The organism is Streptomyces sp. NPDC043738 (genome assembly GCF_056436545.1).
This window is the reverse complement of sequence record NZ_JBWKCJ010000019.1, coordinates 71,080-91,160: the sequence shown is the minus strand read 5'-3', so window position 1 is coordinate 91,160 and position 20,081 is coordinate 71,080. Positions and strand designations below refer to the sequence as shown.

The following is a 20,081-nucleotide window of genomic DNA, read 5'->3' as shown; positions in this document are numbered from 1 at the left end:
CCCCGACCGCCGCGCTGTCTGAACCGCGGATCAGCCTACCCCTCCACCCCCGCGCGGCAGCAGAGCGCCGACGCCCGCGGCGACGTCCCGGCCCCGGAGGTCAGTCCCGGCCGGCCTCGTACATCCGGGAGGCCAGCGGGGTGGCGGCGCGCTCCAGGTCCTGGGCGGCCCGCTGGATCCGCTCCGACGTCGCACCGACCTGGCGGGCCAGCCGCCGTACCTCGACGAAGACGCGGACGGCGAGGACGCCGAGCACGGCGATCCCGGCGAAGCCGAGGGCGACAGCGATCATGGGCCAGAGCATGGAGCGAGCCTATCGGTCAGCCGATGTGCAGCCGCAGCGTGCGCACCCCGCCGCCGGTGAGCAGCTCCACGATCCGCTCGCCGGCCGGTTTGCGCACCGCCCGTCCGCAGTCGGGGCAGGTGAAGGAGTAGAAGGTGGTGCGGCTGCTGGCGCCGATCGCCAGCCGGAAGGCGTCCGAGGCCAGCTCGAAGCGGCCCCGGCAGTCCGGGCAGGCCGCCTTGAAGAGCACCGGAGCGGTTGCGCCCGCCATCATGGTCGTCATCCTTCGCTGCCTCCTCCTTCTCCCTGCCGTGCACGCGGTCCGCGGTGAGCCCGACGCCCCGGGCGATCCCGGCGCGCCGCGCGCTCACTCGCCGTACGCCGCGAGCGCCTGGTCCGCCGCGCGCCGCGCGCTGTCCGCGAGCGCCTGCGGCGCCACGATCCGGCCGTCCCTGCCCAGCCGCAGCGCCAGCCGCCGCAACGAGGCCGGGTCGGGGGTGCGCAGGGTGATGCGCAGCCCGCCGTCGGGGAGCTCCTCGGCGCTGTCGTGCGGGTAGTACTCGGCGACCCAGCGGCCGCCGGGGCCGACCTCGATGGACACCTCGGGGTCCTCGGCGGCCGGCTGCACCAGGCCCTCCGACAGGTCGCGCAGTTCGACCGGCGGCGGATCGGCGGGCGCGTCGAGCAGCTTGATCTCGGCGACCCGGTCGAGCCGGAAGGTGCGCCGGGCCTCCGAGAGCCGGCACCAGGCCTCCATGTACGTGTGGCCGACCGCGAAGAGCCGGATCGGGTCCACCTCGCGCTCGGTCAGCTCGTCGCGGGCCGGGGAGTAGTAGCGCAGCCACAGCCGGCGCCGCTCGGCGATGGCGCGGTCGACGTCGGCGAAGACCCCGCCCTCGGACTCGAAGGTCACCGAGAGCCGGGCGCTGGCACCGGCCGCCTCGCCGGCCGCCGCCTCCAGCTTGGCGGTGGCGCGCAGCAGCGCCTGCCGGTCGCCCTCGCGCAGCCCGGGCAGGGTGGCCACGGCGCGGGCCGCGACCAGCAGGGCGGTCGCCTCGTCGGCGGCCAGCCGCAGCGGCTCGGCGACATCGTCGGGGTTGTGCCACCAGATGCGGTCGCCGTCGGTGTCGATGTCGAGCAGGTCGCCGCCGCGGAAGCTCGTCCCGCACATCGGCAGTACGTCGAGGTCGGCGATCAGCTCGTCCTCGGTGATGCCGAAGGCGCGGGCGACGTCGCCGACGCGGGCGCCGGGGCGCTCGCGCAGATACGTCACCAGCGACAGCATCCGGCGGGTCTGGTCGATCGCGTTCGTAGCCATGGAGTCGTTCGTCCCTCTCAGCCCTTGGCCACGGCGCGCAGCCGGTCGATGACCTCGGCACGCAGCTCGGCGGGTTCCAGCACGACCACGTCGGGCCCGAACTCCACGAGCCAGGCGTCGAGTCCATGGCCGCTGGGGATCTCCAGCTCGTCCCAGCCGTCGCCCAGATCGCGGACGGTCAGCGCACGGGCCCGCAGCGGATAGCCGTGCTCGGCGCGGAGCTTGATCCTGGCGGTGCCGGTGGCGGTCTCCCCCGCCCAGCTCTCCACGGTCTCGCGGACCGTGACGTGATCGGGCACCGGGGCGGTGAACTTCCCTTGCCGCGAACGGACCTTGCCGGTGATCCGGGAGAGCCTGAAGACCCGCTCGGCCTGGCGGTCGCGGTCCCAGCCGGCGAGGTACCAGTGGCCGCGCCAGCACTCCAGGATCCACGGTTCGACCTGCCGCTGCTCGGGGTGGGCGGCGGTGGACTTGCGGTAGTCGAAGACGACCGGGCGGCGGTCGCGGCAGGCCAGCATCAGCGGCTCGAAGGCGGCCTCGTGGGCGGGGATGCGGGGTTCCAGGGCGCTGTGCGGCTGCCCGGCGTCGTAGTCCTCGCCGTCGCCGGCCAGCGGCATCCCGGCCGCGCGCAGCTTCTGCAGCGCGCCGCTGGCGGCGCCGGCCAGCCGGGCCTGCTGCCAGATCTTGGCGGCGAGCCCGAGGGCGGCGGCCTCCTCGGCGTCCAGGGTGATCGGGGGGAGGCGGTTGCTGTCGCGGCGGGCGAGGTAGCCGATGTCGCCCTCGATGCCCTCGACGGTCTCGATGACCAGGCCGAGCTCGCGCAGATCGTCCTTGTCCCGCTCGAACATGCGGTTGAAGGAGTCGTCGCCGCTCGCCTCGATGTAGGCCTCGATGGACGATCTCAGCTCGCGCTTGGTCAGCGGGCGTCGCGTCCCCAGCAGGCACAGCGCCAGGTTCATCAGCCGCTCGGCCTTGGCAATCGCCATCGACGCCCTTTCTCGTTGAACTCCCGATCGTTGACCGTACCGCTCGGGGTGGTCCAGGCAAAAGCCGAGGGCCCGTGCCAGGGATGGCACGGGCCCTCGGATGCCTCGCGGGCGCGCGGTCCCGGGCCGGGACCGGCGGCCGTCTCAGACGGCGACCAGGTCGCAGACGAAGATCAGCGTCTCGCCCGGGGCGATGCGGCCGCCGCCGGCGCCGCGCTCGCCGTAGGCGAGGTGCGCGGGGATGGTCAGCCGGCGGCGGCCGCCGACCTTCATGCCCTGCACGCCCTGGTCCCAGCCGGCGATGACCTGTCCGGCGCCGAGCTGGAACTCCAGCGGCGTGCCGCGGTTCCAGCTCGCGTCGAACTCCTCGCCCGAGCTGAAGGCGACGCCGACGTAGTGGACCTTGACGAAGTCCCCGGCCTTGGCGACCGCCCCGTCGCCCTCCCACAGGTCCACGATCTCCAGCTCGGTGGGAGCCGGGCCCTCAGGAAAGTCGATCTCGGGCTTGTCGATGTTCACGAATGTGCTCCTACTTACGAATCTTTACGATTGCCGGGTCAGTCTCGCAGATCTCGCCGAGGGCGCGATCAGACCGTGCCGACGATGTCGACCGAGAAGACCAGGGTGTTCTTGGCCAGCTCGTGCTGCGGGCTCGCGCCGTAACCCAGCTTCGGCGGGATCACGATCTCCACGCGGTCACCGACGTGCTTGCCCACCAGGGCCTTGTCCCAGCCCTGGACGACCTGCCCGGTGCCGATCTGGAACGCGGTCGCGCCACCGTGGTCCCAGGACGAGTCGAACTTCTTGCCGTCCTCCCACTTCACCCCGGTGTACTGCGCGATCAGCCCGTCGCCGGCCTTCACCTCGCGGCCCTTGCCCTTGATCAGGACCTGCTCCTTGAGGTCCTTGGGAGCCTTCTCACCCTTGGGGACGGTGATCGTCGCGGCCTTGCCGTCCGGCGCCTTCACCTCGGGCATGCCGCTCTCCGGCGCCACCTGCTCGCCCTCGGCGTGCGCCTTCTTGTCGACCTTCTGGGCGCCGACCACATCGACGACCCACACCAGGCCGTCCCCCGGCTTGATGCCGGACTGGGGGTTGAGGCCCTCCCCGATCAGCGCCTTGGCGGTGCCCTCGACCTCGAAGCGGCTGCCGACCTTCTGCCCGGCGACCGCGGACAGCACCTTCGGCGGCAGCATCTGCTGGGTCATCTGGTCGGTGACCTCGCTGACGACCTGGGTACGCGGCGCCCCCTTCTTGCCACCGGGCTGCGGCGTCCAGGTGCTGCCGAGCTTCTGGCCCTTCATCGACTCCGCGGAGAAGTCCAGCCGGACCAGGTCCCCCTTCTTGACGACCGCGCCGTCCCCCTTGATCAGGGTCTTGGTGACGGCCGTGTCGGACGGCTTGGCGCCCTTGGGCACGGTGATCTTGGGCTGCGCCCCCGCCTTGCCCTCGACCTTGACGACGGCCTCGCCGGACGAGCCCTTGCCGTCGTCGGACCCGCAGGCGGCGGTGAACAGCAGGAGGGGCACGGTCAGCGCAGCCGCAGCGGCGCGACAGGTGTTCTTCGTGAGGTTCATGTGTCCATCTCGGGGCTTGTGGGGAAGGTGGGCAATGCCAGCCACTCTACGACCTGTCCCCGTGGACCTCCCCCGGCACAACACAGCGATGTGCCGGGAGCTGCCCGCTCCCGGCACACCACCCCTTCCCCGCGGGTCACATCCCGGCGATCAGCTTCTCCACCCGGTCGTCCACCGAACGGAACGGGTCCTTGCACAGGACCGTGCGCTGCGCCTGATCATTGAGCTTGAGGTGCACCCAGTCGACGGTGAAATCGCGCCGCTGTTCCTGGGCCCGGCGAATGAAGTCACCGCGCAGCCGGGCCCGAGTCGTCTGCGGCGGCACCGACTTGCCCTCGAAGATCTTCAAGTCATTGCAGATCCGCGCCGCTTGGCCCTTCCGCTCCAGGAGGTAGTAAAGCCCCCGGCGACGGTGAATGTCGTGATACGCGAGGTCTATCTGCGCCACGCGCGGATGGGACATGGTGATGTTGTTCTTTGCGCGGTAACGCTCGATCAGATGATGTTTCATCACCCAGTCGATCTCGGTGGAGATCCGGTCGAGATCCTCGTCCCGGATCGCCTCCAGCGTCCGGCCCCACAGCTCCAGGACCCGCTCGACGAGGCCCGTACGGATTCCGCGGCGTTCGCAGAAATCCACGGCCTTTTCGTAGTACTCCTGCTGGACTTCGAGCGCCGACGCCTCGCGCCCGCTGGCCAGCCGCACCTTGCGCTGGCCGGTGATGTCGTGGCTGACCTCGCGGATGGCCCGGATCGGGTTCTCCAGCGTCAGATCGCGCATGACCGTGCCCGCCTCGATCATGCGCAGGACGAGATCCGTGGCGCCCACCTTGAGCATCATCGTCGTCTCGGACATGTTGGAGTCGCCGACGATGACGTGCAGCCGGCGGTAGCGCTCGGCGTCCGCGTGCGGCTCGTCCCGGGTGTTGATGATCGGACGGGAGCGGGTGGTCGCCGAGGAGACGCCCTCCCAGATGTGCTCCGCGCGCTGGCTGACGCAGTAGACCGCGCCCCGCGGGGTCTGCAGCACCTTGCCCGCGCCGCACAGCAGCTGACGGGTGACGAGGAACGGAATGAGGATGTCCGCGAGCCGGGAGAACTCGCCGTGGCGGGCGACGAGATAATTCTCGTGGCAGCCGTAGGAGTTTCCCGCCGAATCGGTGTTGTTCTTGAAGAGATAGACGTCGCCCGCGATTCCCTCCTCATGCAGGCGGCGCTCGGCGTCGACGAGCAGGCCCTCGAGAATGCGCTCGCCGGCCTTGTCGTGGGTGACCAGCTCGGTCACGTTGTCGCACTCGGGAGTTGCGTATTCCGGGTGCGAACCCACGTCCAAGTACAGGCGGGCGCCGTTCCGCAGGAAGACATTGCTGCTGCGGCCCCATGACACGACACGGCGGAAGAGGTACCGCGCCACTTCGTCAGGCGACAGTCGGCGCTGTCCCCTGAACGTGCACGTGACGCCGTACTCGTTCTCCAGCCCGAAAATGCGGCGGTCCATGACTGAACATTACGCCTGACGGCCTGCTCTGAAACCGGGTTCGACGGCCCCGTTTCGATCATTTTCCGCCGGAGCCGCCTCCGTCGTACGCGGCCGGGGCTCCCCGAGAAATCGCTTCGTCGACAAAAGGACGGACAACGCGGCGAGACCACCCGCCCCGGCCACGGCGAATCCCGCCGCCGCACCGCCGGCCTCCACCGCCGGGCCGGCCACCGAGGCGCCCACGGCCGAACCGACCCCGAACGTCGTCACCAGCCACGAAAACGCCTCCGTCACCGTCCCCTTGGGCGCATGCCGGTCCACGACCACGAACGCGCAGGCCAGCGCCGGCGCCAGAAACACCCCGGCCGCCCCCGTCAGCGCCGTCATCCCGGCCACACCGGGCACCAGCGCCAGCGGCAGATACCCCAGTGCCAGCAGCGCGACGAGCAGCCGCAGCCGCCCCTCCGGCTGTCCCGGCCACTGCCGCGCTCCGTAGACGATGCCACCGAGCAGTGCGCCCGCGCCCAGCGCGGAGAGCAGCCAGCTGGAGATCATCCCGCCGCCGTGCTCGTCGGCGTACGCCACCGCCGCGACCGCTATCGACCCCAGTGCCAGCCCCACGAACAAGAACGCCCCGATCAGCACCAGCATCCCCGCCGAGCGCAGGGCCCCCAGCCAGTGCGCCTCCCGCGGCGCGCTGCGCCACCGCCGGGACGGCTCGGAGACCACGACGGAGAGCGCGCCGAGCACCCCCATCGCGTTGATGACCAGGAGCGCGGCCCCCGCCGACCAGACCGCCACGCACAGCGTCACCAGCAACGGCCCCACCGCGAACATGACTTCCTGCGCCACCGCGTCCAGCGCGTACGCGGCGTGCACCTGGTCCGCGCGCCGGAGCACCCCCGGCCACAGCGCCCGCAGACCGCCCTCCAGGGGCGGGGTGAAGACTCCGGCGATCACCATGGCGGCGTAGGACAGCCACAGCACCTCCAGGCCGACGACCGCCAGCAGCGCCATCCCGAGGGCGGAGAGCACCGCGGCGGGCAGCATCACCCGGGGCTGGCCGTAGACGTCCACGGCCCGGCCGAGCAGCGGCTGGCCGATGGCGGTACACACTCCGTAGACCGCGGAGAGCGCGCCGGCCAGCGCGTATCCGCCGCCCTCGGCGCGTACGAACAGCACCACGGCCAGCGCCGCGGTGGCGTTCGGCAGTCTGCCGACAAGGGTCCCCGTCAGCAGCCGGACCGCGTAACGGGTCCTGAGCAGCTCCGCATATCCCGCGGCCATCGCCGCTCCTTTCCGTCCGGACCAATCGAACGTGCGCACGTGTTACGTATAACCTTCGTCGTTATACGTACCATGGCGACAACCCGCGGTCCACCCCGCAGCGGCCGAAAGCGAGGAGTGAAGCACCCGGTGACCAGCAACGAGGCCACGCCATCCCCCGGTACGAGCGCCGGCTCCCCCGGAGCGGTCGGCGCCGCGCGCCCTGGTCGCCCGGCCACCAGCCGGGACGTGGCCCGCGCCGCCGGGGTCTCCCAGGCCGCCGTCTCCCTCGTCCTCGGCGACAAGTGGCAGGGCCGGGTCTCCCCCGGCAAGGCCGAGGCGGTGCGCACCGCCGCCCGCGAACTGGGCTACCGCCCCAACCTCGCCGCCCGCAGCCTGCGGATGGGCCGCACCCGCACCGTGCTCCTCGTCGTTCCCGCCCTGACCACCGAATTCTTCGCCCGGGTCTACACCGGCGCGGCCCGGATCGCCGCCGACCACGGCTTCGGCGTCGTCCTGTACCCCTCGCCCGAGGGCGTGGGCCCCGCGCGCGACCCCTTCGACTCCGCCGCGGCCACCCTCGACGGCGTGCTCGCCTCCTCCATGGCCGCCGAGGCGCTCACCGCCCTGCGCACCGCCGGCCTGCCGCTGGTCATGCTCGACAGCGACCCCGGAGACGACCGGGCCTCGGCCACCGTCAACCTCGATATCGCCGACGGCGTACGGCAGTTGACCGGCCATCTGCTCGCCCTCGGCCACCGCCGCATCACCCACCTCGCGGCCGCGGTGGACTCCTGGACCTTCGACGTACGCGCCCGCGCCGTCTCCGCGGCCCTCGACGGCGTCCCCGGCGCGCTGCTGCGCCGCGAGCCGGCCGCTCTCGGCGTCGACGCCGGACTGCGCGCCGCGCATGCCGCCCTGACCGGCCCCGGCCCCCGCCCCACGGCCCTGCTCTGCGACGACGACATCATCGCCGCGGGCGCCTGCAAGGCCGTCCGGCGCCTCGGCCTACGGGTCCCCGAGGACGTCTCCGTCACCGGATTCGACGATCTCGCCCTCGCACTCGCCGTCGAGCCGGAGCTGACGACCGTAAGGCTGCCCGCCGAGGAGTTCGGCGAGGCCGGTATGCGGGCGCTGATGGCTGTGCTCGACGGCCGCCCCGAACCGTCCCCCACCCTGCCGGTGGAGCTGGTCACCCGCGGCTCCACCGCCCCGGCGGCGGCCGGCGACAACGCCGCGCGCCCCGGCGGGTGATGACCCACCGGGGCGCGCGATCCGGACCACCGGCCCGGAAGCGGTACGTCAGAGCAGCGGCTCCCCTTCGGGACCGTCCTTGTCCGTACCGTCCTGGCCCTTGGCTCCCTTGCCCTTGGCGCCCTTGGTGCCGCTCTCCTCCGGGGCGGCCCCGGACTCGCCTGCCGCCGCGTCGGCGTCCGCCGCCGGCTCCTCGGCACCCGCCTCGCCGCCGCCCTCCAGCAGACGGGACAGCTGACGGCCCAGGATCCGCTTGAACTTGCGCTGCTGGGGCCGCGTACGGTCCAGGGTGGCGACCTCCAGCTGCTCGGCGGTCAGCGTGCGCTCACCGCCGTTGGTGTCGCGCGAGAGCGACTCCACGGCCAGCTTCAGCGCCTCGGACAGCGTCATGCCGTCGCGATGGCGCTGGTCGAGGTAGCTGCTGATCTGGTCCGCGTTGCCGCCGACCGCCACCGAGCCGTGCTCGTCGACGATCGAGCCGTCGTGCGGCAGCCGGTAGATCTGGTCGTCCTCGGGGGCGCTGCCGACCTCGGCGACGATCAGCTCGACCTCGTAGGGCTTCTCGGCGGCGCTGGAGAAGATCGTGCCGAGCGTCTGGGCGTAGACGTTGGCCAGGCCGCGCGCGGTGACGTCCTCGCGGTCGTAGGTGTAGCCCCGCAGATCGGCGTAGCGCACCCCGCCGATCCGCAGGTTCTCGAACTCGTTGTACTTCCCGACCGCCGCGAAGGCGATCCGGTCATAGATCTCGCTGACCTTGTGCAGGGCCCGGGAGGGATTCTCGGCGACGAAGACCACGCCGTCGGTGTACTGCAGCACCACGACACTGCGGCCGCGCGCGATGCCCTTGCGGGCGTACTCGGCGCGATCGGCCATGGCCTGCTGGGGTGAGACATAGAACGGCGTCGACACCGGCTATCCGTCCCTTCCTGTCAAGAGCTCGTTCAGTGGCGAATGCATAGCGGAACATCCGTCCCGTCAGAGCAGCGCGGCACGCGGGCCGTCGGGCTGGTCGAGGCGGCGCTCGTGAATCGCACGGGCGATCTCCGCGACCTCGGAATCGGCCAGCTTCTTGAAGCCCTCATCGGTGATGACCGTGACGATCGGGTAGATCCGCCGGGCCATGTCGGGCCCGCCGGTCGCCGAGTCGTCGTCGGCGGCGTCGTACAGCGCCTGGACGACGGCGGTGGCGGCCTGATCCTCCGTGAAGTCCTCCTGGAACAGCTTCTTCAGCGCACTGCGCGCGAAGACCGAGCCGGACCCCGTCGCCGCGAATCCCTGCTCCTCCGAGCGCCCGCCGGTCACGTCGTACGAGAAGATCCGGCCCTTCTCGCGGTCGAGGTCGAAGCCGGCGAACAGCGGCACCACGGCCAGGCCCTGCATGGCCATCCCGAGATTGCTGCGAATCATCGTCGACAGACGATTCGCCTTGCCCTCCAAGGAGAGTTGGGCACCCTCGACCTTCTCGAAGTGCTCCAGCTCCAGCTGGAAGAGCTTGACCATCTCGACCGCGAGGCCGGCCGTGCCGGCGATGCCCACCGCGCTGTACTCGTCGGCCGGGAAGACCTTCTCGATGTCCCGCTGCGCGATGACGTTGCCCATCGTGGCCCGCCGGTCACCGGCGAGCACCACGCCGCCGGAGAACGTCGCGGCCACGATCGTCGTGCCGTGCGGCGCCTCGATGGCACCCTGCACCGGCGGCAACGGTCGGTTGCCGGGCAGCAGCTCGGGCGAGTGCGCCCCGAGAAAGTCCATGAACGACGAGGATCCAGGCGTCAGGAAGGCAGCTGGTAGACGCCCGGTGCTTCGAGTGTTGGCTTCCACACGATTCCTTCCAGATACTCGGCCGCCCGCCTCAAGACGTCCGGCCGATCCTTGAATTGGCCCAAGGCTGCGTTGCAACTGAAGCACAGTACGCCTCGGACCTTACCCGCCTCGTGATCGTGATCCACATGTACGGGGTCGGCATCCAGGCAGATCACGTACATCCGGCGCCGCTCCGTGTTTCAGCGCGGCGTGCTCGGCGTCGGCGATGCCGGCGGTGGCGGCCGAACGCCCGGCCGCCCACCGCCGACATCACCCCTGGAGCCCGTCACGCCGATGGCGATCCGCCACGAACGGAGCGAGTGGCAGCACTCGCTCACGTCCGGTCCGGCGCTTCGCCCCCCTCGTTCACGTACGTGATTACTGTCCGCCCTTTTGCACGAAGGAGCGCACGAAGTCCTCGGCGTTCTCCTCGAGCACGTCGTCGATCTCGTCCAGGACGGAGTCCACGTCGTCGCTCAGCTTCTCCTGGCGTTCCTTGAGGTCTTCCGAGGCCTGCGCGTCCTGTGTCTGCTCCTCGACCTCTTCCGTGGAACGCGTGGCCTTGGCCTGTCCGCCGCCGCTGTCCTTGGTCGCCATATCCCTCACCCCGCTCGGTTCGCCCCGCTCGATGTGACCTTCAAGATCCGACCCTACAAGCAGGGCCCGACATCGGCCCTGCACTTGCTGCAACGCCCGGGAGTCACCTCGATGATTCCCGCATCGCGGCGATTTCAGCCGCGAAGCAGCTGTGGATCGCCGCGAAATCTGTCGTGCACCTGCCGTGCATCAGCGGCCGGAAAGCGTCCTCACCAGCTCCTCTGCGGTACGGCAGCGGTCCAGGAGCTCCTTGACGTGCCTGCGGGTCCCGCGCAGCGGCTCCAGCGTGGGAACCCGCTGCAGGGAGTCACGACCGGGCAGATCGAAAATGACCGAATCCCACGAGGCGGCCGCGACGTCGTCCGCGTACTGCTCCAGGCAGCGGCCGCGGAAATACGCCCTGGTGTCCTCTGGGGGCTTCTGCTGGGCGCGCTGGACGTCGGGCTCGTCCAGGAGCCGCTTCATCTTCCCGCGGGCCGCCAGACGGTTGTACAGGCCCTTCTCGGGGCGTACGTCGGCGTACTGCAGGTCGATGAGGTGGAGCCGGGCCGCGTCCCAGTCCAGGCCGTCCCGGCGGCGGTAGCCCTCCATGAGCTCGCGCTTGGCGACCCAGTCGAGCTCGCCGGACAGGCTCATCGGATCGTTCTCCAGCCGGCCGAGCACGTCCTCCCACCGGGTGAGGACGTCCTTGGTCTGCTCGTCCGCATCCGCTCCGTAGCGGTCCTCGACGTATTTGCGGGCCAGCTCGAAGTACTCCATCTGGAGCTGTACGGCGGTGAGCGAACGGCCGCTGCGGAGGGTGATCAGGTGTTGCAGGGTGGGGTCGTGCGAGACCTGATGGAGGGTGCGTACGGGCTGCTCGACGGCGAGGTCGACGGCGATGAAGCCGTCCTCGATCATGGACAGCACCAGGGCGGTGGTGCCCAGCTTGAGGTAGGTGGAGATCTCGGAGAGGTTCGCGTCGCCGATGATCACGTGTAGCCGCCGGTACTTCTCCGCGTCGGCGTGCGGTTCGTCGCGGGTGTTGATGATGGGCCGCTTGAGGGTCGTCTCCAGGCCGACCTCCACCTCGAAGTAGTCGGCGCGCTGGCTGATCTGGAAGCCGTGCTCGTGGCCGTCCTGGCCGATACCGACCCGGCCGGCGCCGGTGACGACCTGGCGGGAGACGAAGAACGGCGTCAGGTGCCGCACGATGTCCGAGAAGGGGGTGTCCCGCTTCATCAGGTAGTTCTCGTGCGTGCCGTAGGAGGCGCCCTTGTTGTCGGTGTTGTTCTTGTAGAGGTGGATGGGCTGGGCGCCGGGCACCTGGGCGGCCCGCTCGGCGGCCTCGGCCATGATCCGCTCGCCGGCCTTGTCCCACAGGACGGCGTCACGCGGATTGGTGACCTCGGGGGCGCTGTATTCGGGGTGTGCGTGGTCGACGTAGAGCCTGGCACCGTTCGTGAGGATCACATTGGCCAGGCCGATGTCCTCGTCGGTGAGCTGGCTGGCGTCGGCGTTCTCACGTGCGAGGTCGAAGCCGCGGGCGTCCCGCAGCGGGTTCTCCTCCTCGAAATCCCAGCGGGCACGGCGTGCCCGGTGCATCGCGGCCGCGTAGGCGTTGACTACCTGGGATGAGGTGAGCATGGCATTGGCGTTCGGGTGGCCGGGGACGGAGATCCCGTACTCCGTCTCGATTCCCATTACTCGCCGTACGGTCATGCGGCCCTCCTTGCCCGGCGGCGCCCCCGGATGGGGTCGGCGCTCAAGTACCGCTGAGTCTGCGTTCCGTGTGCGTGCCCCACGCCCGCACAGCGTGACGCAGCGGTACCGAAGAGCCTAGAACGCCTTTGCGGCGCTGGGGAGATCATTACAGTCATTGCTCCAGTCCGGTTTTCCCTGGTCCATCGCGCTCTTTATCGGGAGCGTCGGCGATGCTCCCGGAAATGCGTCCGGCTGCGGACGCCCCGTGCAGGACATCCGCAGCCGGAGAGCGGTGTTACAGGTATTGGCCGGTATTCGCCACCGTGTCGATGGAACGGCCGGTGTCGGCGCCCTGCTTTCCGGTGACCAGGGTGCGGATGTATACGATCCGCTCGCCCTTCTTTCCGGAGATCCGGGCCCAGTCGTCCGGGTTGGTGGTGTTGGGCAGGTCCTCGTTCTCCTTGAACTCGTCCACGCACGCCTGGAGGAGGTGGGAGACCCGCAGACCCTTCTGATTGTGTTCGAGGAAGGCCTTGATGGCCATCTTCTTTGCGCGTCCTACGATGTTTTCGATCATCGCACCGGAGTTGAAGTCCTTGAAATAGAGGACTTCCTTGTCACCGTTGGCGTAGGTGACCTCCAGGAAGCGGTTCTCCTCGGATTCCGCGTACATCTGCTCGACGACGGACTGAATCATTCCGCTGACCGCCGCCTTGCGCGAGTCGCCGTGTTCGGCGAGGTCGTCGGCGTGCAGCGGGAGATTCTCCGTGAGGTACTTCGAGAAGATGTCCTTGGCGGCCTCCGCGTCCGGGCGCTCGATCTTGATCTTCACATCGAGGCGGCCGGGGCGCAGGATCGCCGGGTCGATCATGTCCTCGCGGTTCGAGGCGCCGATCACGATCACGTTTTCGAGGCCTTCGACACCGTCGATCTCGGAGAGCAGCTGGGGGACGATGGTGTTCTCCACGTCCGAGCTGACTCCGGACCCCCGGGTCCGGAAGAGGGAGTCCATCTCGTCGAAGAAGACGATGACGGGGGTGCCCTCGCTGGCCTTCTCCCTGGCGCGCTGGAAGACCAGCCGGATGTGCCGCTCGGTCTCACCGACGTACTTGTTGAGCAGCTCGGGGCCCTTGATGTTGAGGAAGAAGCTCTTCCCCGCGGGCTGCCCGGTCACCTCGGCGACCTTCTTGGCAAGGGAGTTGGCGACCGCCTTGGCGATGAGCGTCTTGCCGCAGCCGGGCGGGCCGTAGAGCAAGACGCCCTTGGGCGGGCGCAGTTCGTGCTCCTTGAAGAGGTCGGGGTAGAGGTACGGGAGCTCGACCGCGTCCCGGATCAGCTCGATCTGGCCACCCAGACCGCCGATCTTGGTGTAGTCGATGTCCGGGACCTCTTCGAGGACCAGTTCCTCGACCTCGCTCTTGGGGATGACTTCGTAGACGTAGCCGGAGCGGGGTTCGAGGAGCAGGGCGTCGCCGGGGCGGATGGTGGTGTCCAGCAGCGGCTCGGCGAGCCTCACCACCCGCTCCTCGTCGGTGTGCCCGATGACCAGGGCGCGCTCGCCGTCCTCGAGGATCTCCTTGAGGGTGACGATGTCGCCGGCGCTCTCGTACTCCATGGCCTCGACCACGTTGAGCGCTTCGTTGAGCATGACCTCCTGGCCGCGCCTGAGGTCCTCCGACTCCACGCTCGGGCTGACATTGACCCGGAGTTTTCTGCCTCCGGTGAAAATGTCGACCGTGCCGTCCTCGTTCGCCTGCAGGAAGACACCGAAGCCGGCCGGCGGCTGTGCCAGCCGGTCGACCTCTTCCTTGAGGGCGACGATCTGGTCGCGGGCCTCGCGGAGAGTATTGGCGAGACGCTCGTTCTGCGCCGAGACGCCGGCCAGGTTGGTCTGCAGCTCGACGATCCGCTCTTCGAGAATCCTCGTGTGACGCGGAGAGTCGGCGAGCTTGCGTCGCAGGACGGCGATCTCCTGCTCGAGATAGGCAACCTGACCGGCGGGATCTTCAGACCCCCGCCCCGGCCGGATGCCGCGGTTGATGTCGTCGTCGTGGGCTGCCACGGTCCTCACCTCCTCCAAGGAGCTGGACGCTTCCTGACCCTACCTGGGCCGGTGCAGGTTGAAACCCCTAGATCGAAAAGACTGTCGGGGTGTGTCCGATCTTCACCCTTGCGCACGTCCTCACGCCAAGGGAATACCCACCCATCAACATCGGAAAGCGAGCGGTTGTATCGTCGAGTCGGTCAACACCCGTCAGGGCTGGCGCCACTTAGACAAAAACGGTTCACGTACGCAGGAACGGCAGGCGAGATGACCGCACAGGACGAAGCCCCGGAGCTGGAAGTCTGGATCGACCAGGACCTGTGCACCGGGGACGGCATCTGCGCGCAGTACGCGCCGGAGGTCTTCGAGCTCGATATCGACGGTCTGGCCTATGTGAAGAGCGCCGACGACGAGCTGCTGCAGGAGAAGGGGGCCACAACGCCCGTCCCGCTGAAGCTGCTCGCCGACGTGCGGGACTCCGCGAAGGAGTGCCCGGGGGACTGCATCCACGTCCGCCGCGTGAACGACCTCGTCGAGGTCTACGGACCGGACGCGGAGTAGCCCTCAGGGAGCGGAACGCTCCCCTCGGGCACACCGGGTGACCGGTCAGACACTCCTGGCACCCATGGCCGCGGGAAGTTCGCTCTGAACGAACTTCCCGCCTCGCCATTGCCACTTGACGTTCTTGTGCACGTCCGGGCAGCAGCGCGGTACGTCGAGGTCGGAGTAGCCCAGGAGCTCCGTGGAGACCGCGCCGGCCTTGAGGGCCAGGGTCTGGACGCTGAGCCGCTGCGCGGGCGCGAGGAGCGTCGCCACGACCCGTGGTGCGGCCTTCGCGTCGGTGGGCTGGGCGAGGACGAAGACACCGCTGGGCGGAGTGCCGGTCTCGCTGTGGCAGCGGACCACCGCGACGGTCTCGGTCGTACCGTCGCCGTCGAGGTCGCCGGAGGCCTTCTTCACCACGTCGAGGCGGCTGGGTCCGCAGTCGACGGGGAAGGACACCCGGCTCGGGTCGGGGGCGGCCGCGGAGGCCTTGCCGGCCCGGGCGTCGCGGGCGGGCGTGGCGGTGGCATCGGGGGGCTGGACGAGGGACGCGGCCGCGACGACCGCCGAGACGGCGGTGGCGGTGGCGAGCCAGTGCATGGGGCGCGGCTGGGTGTGCAAGAGGTCCTGGCCTGCCATGGGCTGCACGCGGGGTAACTCCTGTGAAGTGCTGTGCCGGTGGGAGTGCCCAGCATCGTTCCACAGGAGGGGGCGGCAAGGAACCGGCTGGGCCGGAGTTTTACGGGTTTCCCATGGGGCCTCACGCGGGGGTCACAGGGAGGCGTCGCGCGGGCGTCCCGTAGGGCGTCGCGCGGGCGTCCCGTAGGGGTCGGGCAGGCCCCTGGCCGGTGAACGCAGGGGCGCCGCCGGCGGTTCCCCGGTGGGGGGAACTCGTCGGCGGCGCCTGTGGGTTCGGTGGCCCGATCCGGCCGGTTGCCGTGGGGCGTCAGTCGCGCCCGTCGGCGGCGGCCCGGTCCTTCCCGGAGGCGGCGGTGTCCCGCCCACCGGGGCCGGTGTAGTCCTCGCCGTACGCGCCCTTGGCGGGGCGGCGGCGGCGCAGCGGGGGCTCGACGCCGTCGGCGAGGCGGCGGGCGGTCAGCAGAAAGCCGGTGTGGCCGATCATGCGGTGGTCGGGGCGGACGGCGAGGCCCTCGACGTGCCAGGTGCGGACCATGGTCTCCCAGGCCGACGGCTCGTTGAAGGTGCCGTGCTCGCGGATCGCCTCGACGGTGCGGGCCATCTGCGTGGTCGTGGCGACGTAGGCGCAGAGGATGCCACCGGGGACCAGGGCCTTGGAGACGGCCTCCAGGCACTCCCAGGGGGCGAGCATGTCGAGGATGACGCGGTCGACGTCGGTGTCGGAGAGGTTGTCCTGGAGGTCACCGACGGTGAGCGTCCATGCGGGGTGCGGGCCCCCGAAGTAGCGCTCGACGTTCTGGGTGGCGATCTCGGCGAAGTCGGCGCGGCGCTCGTAGGAGTGCAGCATGCCGTCGTCGCCGATGGCGCGCAGCAGGAAGCTGCTGAGCGAGCCGGAGCCCACACCGGCCTCGACGACGCGGGCGCCGGGGAAGATGTCGGCCATCGCCAGGATCTGCCCCGCGTCCTTGGGGTAGACCACGGCGGCGCCGCGGGGCATGGACAGGACGTAGTCGGGGAGCAGCGGGCGCAGCGCAAGGTAGGCGACGTTCCCGGTGGTACGGACAACACTGCCCTCGGGAGCACCGATCAGCTCGTCGTGGGGGAAGGCTCCCTTGTGGGTGTGGAAGCTCTTGCCCTCTTCGAGCGTGAAGGTGTAGTGGCGTCCCTTGGGGTCGGTGAGCTGGACCTGGTCCCCGACCTTGAAGGGCCCGCGACGGCGGGCGGCACCGGTCGGTTCGGACATGTGACCAGCCTACCGGCCCGTCGGGGCGCCGCGGACCAGTGGGCGGGGCCGGGCGCGGCTCAGGGCGGGCGAGCCGCCCCCGGAGGCGGACCGGGCCCCGTCAGGCCGCCTTGCGGGCCATGGCGGAGACGAAGGCCCGCTCGACGTCGGCGGTGGACAGGACGCCGTAGATCTCGCCGGTCTCCTCGACGACGAGGTACTCGGTGGCGGGGGTGGCTCGCAGGTAGTCCAGGAGGTCCTCGCCGGCGAGCTCGGCGGAGACCCGCATACCGTCCTTGAGGTCCTGGGCGAGGGTGCCCACGGGCACCCAGGGGCGGCGGTGGTCGGGGACGCCGACGATGGCGGCCTCCCGGACGAGCGCGGTGGGCGTGCCCTGCGGGTCGACGACGACCAGGGCGCGGGCGCCGGCGTCGTTGGCGCGGCGCAGCGCCTCGGAGAGCGGCGTGGCGGTCTCGACGGGCACCGCGCGCCGGGTCAGGGTGCGGGCGGTGAGGTCCGGGAGGCGCTCGCGCAGCCGGGCCATGCGCAGGCTGTTGCCGGCGCCGGTCCAGATGATGGCGGCGAGGATCGCGGCGAGCAGGGCGTCGGTGAGAGAGTCGGCGCCGCCGAGCTCGGGCCGGTCGTTGCCCAGGGCCCCGGTGTGCGTGAGCAGCGGCAGCCCGATGAGGACGGTGACGGCGAGCGCGCGCCCGACCCAGGCGGCGGCCACGGTGCCGCGCATGGGATTGCCGGTGATCTTCCACACGACGGCGCGCAGCATCCGGCCGCCGTCCAGGGGCAGGCCGGGCAGCAGGTTGAAGACCGCGACGATGAGGTTGGAGATCATCAGGCCGGCGAGCAGGACGCCGGGGACCGTGCCGGGCTCGACCATGTGCATCCCGGCGTAGAAGACGCCGGCGAGGACGAGCGAGAGCAGGGGGCCGACGAAGGCGAGGACGAACTCCCTGCCGGGCGTCTCGGTCTCCTTCTCGATCTCCGAGACGCCGCCGAAGAACTGCAGCTGGATGCGGCGTACGGGGAGCTTGAAGCGGAGCGCGGCGACGGTGTGCGCCAGCTCGTGGACGAGCACCGAGGCGTAGAAGGCGACGGCGAAGAAGAGCGAGACCAGGTAGCGGGCGGCGCCGAGTTCGGGCAGCACCCGCTCCAGCTGGCCGCCGAAGACCCAGGTGATCAGGGCCGCGACGAGGAACCAGCTGGGGGCCACGTAGACCGGCACGCCGAAGGGACGGCCCATCAGGATGCCGCCTCCGCCGGGCTTCTTGCCCGGCGGCGTCACCTTCGGCCCGTCGTCCCCCTTGGACGGTTCGGGCGGCCGGGGCCGCACGGACTCCTCGGGATCCTGCGGCTTCCCGCTGTCGTCCACGGTGTGGCGTCCCCTCATCGAATACGGCATTCGCCCCTGCTCGGCCTGATATCTCGATCATGCAGGGCGAAAGGGTCCGGCGTCGATGGTATGCGGAGCGTTCGGGCCCGGTCCGCTGCGGGGCCCTTACCGCTCGTGGCCGTTCGGCGCTTGTCAGTGGCGGGCCGTAGGGTTTGGTGGCATGGGATGGAGCACGGAGCAGGCCGGGGCGGGGACGCAGGATGCCGAGGCGGCCGCGGCGGGGTCGGACGAGGGCCGGCAGGCACGTCCGCCGATGGCGCTGTCGCCGTCGCGGGCCGGCGATTTCATGCAGTGCCCGCTGCTGTACCGCTTCCGGGTGATCGACAAGCTGCCGGAGAAGCCGAGCGCGGCGGCGACCCGGGGCACGGTCGTGCATGCGGTGCTGGAGCGGCTCTTCGACTCGCCGGCGGCGGAGCGTACGGCGACCGCGGCGCGGGCGATGGTGGCGGGCGAGTGGGAGCGGCTGCTGGCGAAGCGGCCGGAGCTGGCGGAGCTGTTCGCGCAGGACGCGGAGGGCGAGCGGCTGGCGGGGTGGCTGGCCGAGGCCGAGGCGCTGGTCGAGCGGTGGTTCTCGCTGGAGGATCCGACGCGGCTGGAGCCGGCCGACCGTGAGCTGTATGTGGAGACGGAGCTGGATTCGGGGCTGCGGCTGCGGGGGTTCATCGACCGGGTGGATCTCGCGCCGACGGGCGAGGTGCGGATCGTCGACTACAAGACCGGTAAGGCGCCGCGGCCGCAGTTCGCCGAGGGCGCGCTGTTCCAGATGAAGTTCTACGCGCTGGTGGTGTGGCGGCTGCGCGGGGTGGTGCCGCGGCGGCTGCAGCTGGTCTATCTGGGCAGCGGCGATGTGCTGACGTACGACCCGAGTGAGGCCGATCTGCGGGGCGTGGAGCGGAAGTTGCTGGCGTTGTGGGAGGCGATCCGGCTGGCGACGGAGACCGGCGACTGGCGGCCGCGTCCGACGAAGCTGTGCGGCTGGTGCGACCACCAGGCGCACTGTCCGGAATTCGGCGGCACTCCCCCGGTGTACCCGCTGCAGGTGCGCCCGGCGGACGGCGCCGGGGGGCCGCAGGGCAGAATGGGGACGATCTAGGTCTGCCATGGGCCGGGGCCGGAAGAGCCGGGCCAGGCGTCGCGGGCCCGGCCGTGACCCATCGGACAGACCCCGGGCCCAGTCCGGGCACAACGAAGGAGAGCTCGTGGCCATCCGCGTCCTGCTGGTCGACGACCAGCCCCTGCTGCGTACGGGATTCCGGATGATTCTGGAGGCGGAGCAGGATCTGGCGGTCGTCGGGGAGGCCGGTGACGGTCTGCAGGCACTGGAGCAGGTGCGGGCGCTGCAGCCCGACGTGGTGCTGATGGACATCCGGATGCCCCGGATGGACGGTGTCGAGGCGACCCGGCAGATCACCGGTCCGGCCAAGGACGGCCCCGCCAAGGTGCTGGTGCTCACGACGTTCGACCTGGACGAGTACGTCGTCGAGGCGCTGCGGGCCGGGGCCAGCGGCTTTCTGCTGAAGGACGCACCGGCCCATGAGCTGGTGCAGGCGATCCGGGTGGTGGCGGCGGGCGAGGCGATGCTGGCGCCGAGCATCACCCGCCGGCTGCTGGACAAGTACGCCGGGCATCTGACGTCGGGCGAGGAACCGGTGCCGGACACCCTGCACACCCTCACCGAGCGCGAGGTGGAGGTGCTCAAGCTGGTGGCGCGCGGGCTGTCGAACGCGGAGATCGCCGCGGATCTGTTCGTCAGCGAGACGACGGTCAAGACGCATGTGGGCCACGTACTGACGAAGCTGGGGCTGCGCGACCGGGTGCAGGCGGCGGTGTACGCCTACGAGAGCGGTCTGGTGCGCCCGGGCGCGCAGTAAGGCCTTGGTGCACGCATACGGCGGCGGGGGGGGGGGGGGGGGGGGGGGGGGGGGGGGCGGACCGCCATCTGGGGGGTGGTGTGCGGGAGCAGGGGGGGGTTTGTCTTTCT

At 70.5% G+C, this 20,081-nt stretch carries 20 protein-coding genes and 1 pseudogene; 4 read left to right on the top strand and 17 right to left on the bottom strand.

Annotation, left to right across the window (positions count from 1 at the left end; translation table 11 throughout):
- Nucleotides 1-100: 100 nt before the first annotated feature.
- The 8 genes from AC0680_RS24085 to AC0680_RS24050 form a co-directional block, all read right to left on the bottom strand.
- The gene (locus tag AC0680_RS24085; protein WP_384441306.1) at nucleotides 101-304 is read right to left on the bottom strand and encodes a hypothetical protein; all 204 of its coding nucleotides are present in this window, start codon (nucleotides 302-304) and stop codon (nucleotides 101-103) included.
- Nucleotides 305-320: 16 nt separating this feature from the next.
- A complete protein-coding gene (locus AC0680_RS24080) occupies nucleotides 321-566 on the bottom strand; it encodes a hypothetical protein (RefSeq protein WP_384441307.1) in 246 nt (81 codons plus the stop codon).
- Nucleotides 567-650: 84 nt separating this feature from the next.
- Nucleotides 651-1,601 (bottom strand): helix-turn-helix transcriptional regulator, encoded by a 951-nt coding sequence (locus AC0680_RS24075; RefSeq protein ID WP_384441310.1) that lies wholly within the window; start codon nucleotides 1,599-1,601, stop codon nucleotides 651-653.
- A 17-nt stretch (nucleotides 1,602-1,618) separates the two neighbouring features.
- Nucleotides 1,619-2,587, bottom strand: a complete 969-nt coding sequence (locus tag AC0680_RS24070; protein WP_478632194.1) for a helix-turn-helix transcriptional regulator — start codon at nucleotides 2,585-2,587, stop codon at nucleotides 1,619-1,621.
- A 144-nt stretch (nucleotides 2,588-2,731) separates the two neighbouring features.
- A complete protein-coding gene (locus AC0680_RS24065) occupies nucleotides 2,732-3,106 on the bottom strand; it encodes an FKBP-type peptidyl-prolyl cis-trans isomerase (protein ID WP_478632191.1) in 375 nt (124 codons plus the stop codon).
- A 68-nt stretch (nucleotides 3,107-3,174) separates the two neighbouring features.
- On the bottom strand, nucleotides 3,175-4,164 hold the full coding sequence (locus tag AC0680_RS24060; protein WP_478632188.1) for an FKBP-type peptidyl-prolyl cis-trans isomerase: 990 nt from the start codon (nucleotides 4,162-4,164) through the stop codon (nucleotides 3,175-3,177).
- A 136-nt stretch (nucleotides 4,165-4,300) separates the two neighbouring features.
- Entirely contained in the window at nucleotides 4,301-5,662 is a 1,362-nt protein-coding gene (gene pafA / locus AC0680_RS24055) for a Pup--protein ligase (RefSeq protein ID WP_384441322.1), read from the bottom strand.
- Nucleotides 5,663-5,671: 9 nt separating this feature from the next.
- Nucleotides 5,672-6,931: an MFS transporter gene (locus AC0680_RS24050; protein WP_478632185.1), complete on the bottom strand. Its 1,260-nt coding sequence runs from the start codon at nucleotides 6,929-6,931 to the stop codon at nucleotides 5,672-5,674.
- Between the two features lie 129 nt (nucleotides 6,932-7,060).
- Between AC0680_RS24050 and AC0680_RS24045 the strand changes: the two genes are divergently transcribed.
- Complete coding sequence (locus tag AC0680_RS24045) at nucleotides 7,061-8,164, top strand: LacI family DNA-binding transcriptional regulator (RefSeq protein ID WP_478632183.1); 1,104 nt, start codon at nucleotides 7,061-7,063, stop codon at nucleotides 8,162-8,164.
- A 48-nt stretch (nucleotides 8,165-8,212) separates the two neighbouring features.
- Here the strand turns inward: AC0680_RS24045 and prcA are convergent, their stop codons facing one another.
- The 6 genes and pseudogenes from prcA to arc all read right to left on the bottom strand — a co-directional run bounded on the left by prcA (nucleotide 8,213) and on the right by arc (nucleotide 14,309).
- Complete coding sequence (gene prcA, locus AC0680_RS24040) at nucleotides 8,213-9,073, bottom strand: proteasome subunit alpha (protein ID WP_478632181.1); 861 nt, start codon at nucleotides 9,071-9,073, stop codon at nucleotides 8,213-8,215.
- A gap of 66 nt (nucleotides 9,074-9,139) precedes the next feature.
- Complete coding sequence (gene prcB, locus AC0680_RS24035) at nucleotides 9,140-9,985, bottom strand: proteasome subunit beta (protein WP_384490081.1); 846 nt, start codon at nucleotides 9,983-9,985, stop codon at nucleotides 9,140-9,142.
- A pseudogene (locus AC0680_RS24030) lies at nucleotides 9,937-10,140 on the bottom strand (endonuclease VII domain-containing protein); the annotation flags it as partial. The pseudogene AC0680_RS24030 and the gene prcB, both read right to left, overlap by 49 nt.
- Nucleotides 10,141-10,345: 205 nt before the next feature.
- Entirely contained in the window at nucleotides 10,346-10,564 is a 219-nt protein-coding gene (locus AC0680_RS24025; protein WP_006607619.1) for a ubiquitin-like protein Pup, read from the bottom strand.
- 189 nt (nucleotides 10,565-10,753) lie between these two features.
- A complete protein-coding gene (dop, locus tag AC0680_RS24020) occupies nucleotides 10,754-12,265 on the bottom strand; it encodes a depupylase/deamidase Dop (RefSeq protein ID WP_478632176.1) in 1,512 nt (503 codons plus the stop codon).
- Between the two features lie 277 nt (nucleotides 12,266-12,542).
- The gene (arc, locus tag AC0680_RS24015; RefSeq protein WP_384441342.1) at nucleotides 12,543-14,309 is read right to left on the bottom strand and encodes a proteasome ATPase; all 1,767 of its coding nucleotides are present in this window, start codon (nucleotides 14,307-14,309) and stop codon (nucleotides 12,543-12,545) included.
- Between the two features lie 249 nt (nucleotides 14,310-14,558).
- Here arc and AC0680_RS24010 point away from each other — a divergent pair, with 249 nt between their 5' ends.
- Entirely contained in the window at nucleotides 14,559-14,852 is a 294-nt protein-coding gene (locus AC0680_RS24010; protein ID WP_384441345.1) for a ferredoxin, read from the top strand.
- 45 nt (nucleotides 14,853-14,897) lie between these two features.
- Here the strand turns inward: AC0680_RS24010 and AC0680_RS24005 are convergent, their stop codons facing one another.
- From AC0680_RS24005 to AC0680_RS23995, 3 genes are all read right to left on the bottom strand, one after another.
- Entirely contained in the window at nucleotides 14,898-15,482 is a 585-nt protein-coding gene (locus AC0680_RS24005; protein WP_478632172.1) for a hypothetical protein, read from the bottom strand.
- 298 nt (nucleotides 15,483-15,780) lie between these two features.
- Entirely contained in the window at nucleotides 15,781-16,716 is a 936-nt protein-coding gene (locus tag AC0680_RS24000; RefSeq protein ID WP_384441351.1) for a tRNA (adenine-N1)-methyltransferase, read from the bottom strand.
- 100 nt (nucleotides 16,717-16,816) lie between these two features.
- Entirely contained in the window at nucleotides 16,817-18,079 is a 1,263-nt protein-coding gene (locus AC0680_RS23995; RefSeq protein ID WP_478632169.1) for a site-2 protease family protein, read from the bottom strand.
- A gap of 181 nt (nucleotides 18,080-18,260) precedes the next feature.
- On the opposite strand from AC0680_RS23995, the gene AC0680_RS23990 reads away from it, so the two are divergent.
- Nucleotides 18,261-19,193, top strand: coding sequence for a RecB family exonuclease (locus tag AC0680_RS23990; RefSeq protein ID WP_478632167.1), 933 nt, complete (start codon nucleotides 18,261-18,263; stop codon nucleotides 19,191-19,193).
- A gap of 106 nt (nucleotides 19,194-19,299) precedes the next feature.
- Nucleotides 19,300-19,971 carry a response regulator gene (locus AC0680_RS23985; RefSeq protein ID WP_478632164.1) on the top strand — a complete coding sequence of 224 codons (672 nt, stop codon included), beginning with the start codon at nucleotides 19,300-19,302 and terminating at the stop codon, nucleotides 19,969-19,971.
- The last annotated feature ends 110 nt before the right edge of the window (nucleotides 19,972-20,081 follow it).

What these genes read in the sequence shown, in the direction of transcription:
- AC0680_RS24080 (WP_384441307.1), bottom strand. Translation starts at nt 566, where the DNA reads ATGACGACCATGATGGCGGGCGCAACCGCTCCGGTGCTCTTCAAGGCG.
- AC0680_RS24075 (WP_384441310.1), bottom strand. Translation starts at nt 1,601, where the DNA reads ATGGCTACGAACGCGATCGACCAGACCCGCCGGATGCTGTCGCTGGTG.
- AC0680_RS24010 (WP_384441345.1), top strand. Translation starts at nt 14,559, where the DNA reads ATGACCGCACAGGACGAAGCCCCGGAGCTGGAAGTCTGGATCGACCAG.
- AC0680_RS24070 (WP_478632194.1), bottom strand. Translation starts at nt 2,587, where the DNA reads ATGGCGATTGCCAAGGCCGAGCGGCTGATGAACCTGGCGCTGTGCCTG.
- AC0680_RS24085 (WP_384441306.1), bottom strand. Translation starts at nt 304, where the DNA reads ATGCTCTGGCCCATGATCGCTGTCGCCCTCGGCTTCGCCGGGATCGCC.
- dop (WP_478632176.1), bottom strand. Translation starts at nt 12,265, where the DNA reads ATGACCGTACGGCGAGTAATGGGAATCGAGACGGAGTACGGGATCTCC.
- AC0680_RS24025 (WP_006607619.1), bottom strand. Translation starts at nt 10,564, where the DNA reads ATGGCGACCAAGGACAGCGGCGGCGGACAGGCCAAGGCCACGCGTTCC.
- AC0680_RS24000 (WP_384441351.1), bottom strand. Translation starts at nt 16,716, where the DNA reads ATGTCCGAACCGACCGGTGCCGCCCGCCGTCGCGGGCCCTTCAAGGTC.
- AC0680_RS23990 (WP_478632167.1), top strand. Translation starts at nt 18,261, where the DNA reads ATGGGATGGAGCACGGAGCAGGCCGGGGCGGGGACGCAGGATGCCGAG.
- AC0680_RS24050 (WP_478632185.1), bottom strand. Translation starts at nt 6,931, where the DNA reads ATGGCCGCGGGATATGCGGAGCTGCTCAGGACCCGTTACGCGGTCCGG.
- AC0680_RS24060 (WP_478632188.1), bottom strand. Translation starts at nt 4,164, where the DNA reads ATGAACCTCACGAAGAACACCTGTCGCGCCGCTGCGGCTGCGCTGACC.
- pafA (WP_384441322.1), bottom strand. Translation starts at nt 5,662, where the DNA reads ATGGACCGCCGCATTTTCGGGCTGGAGAACGAGTACGGCGTCACGTGC.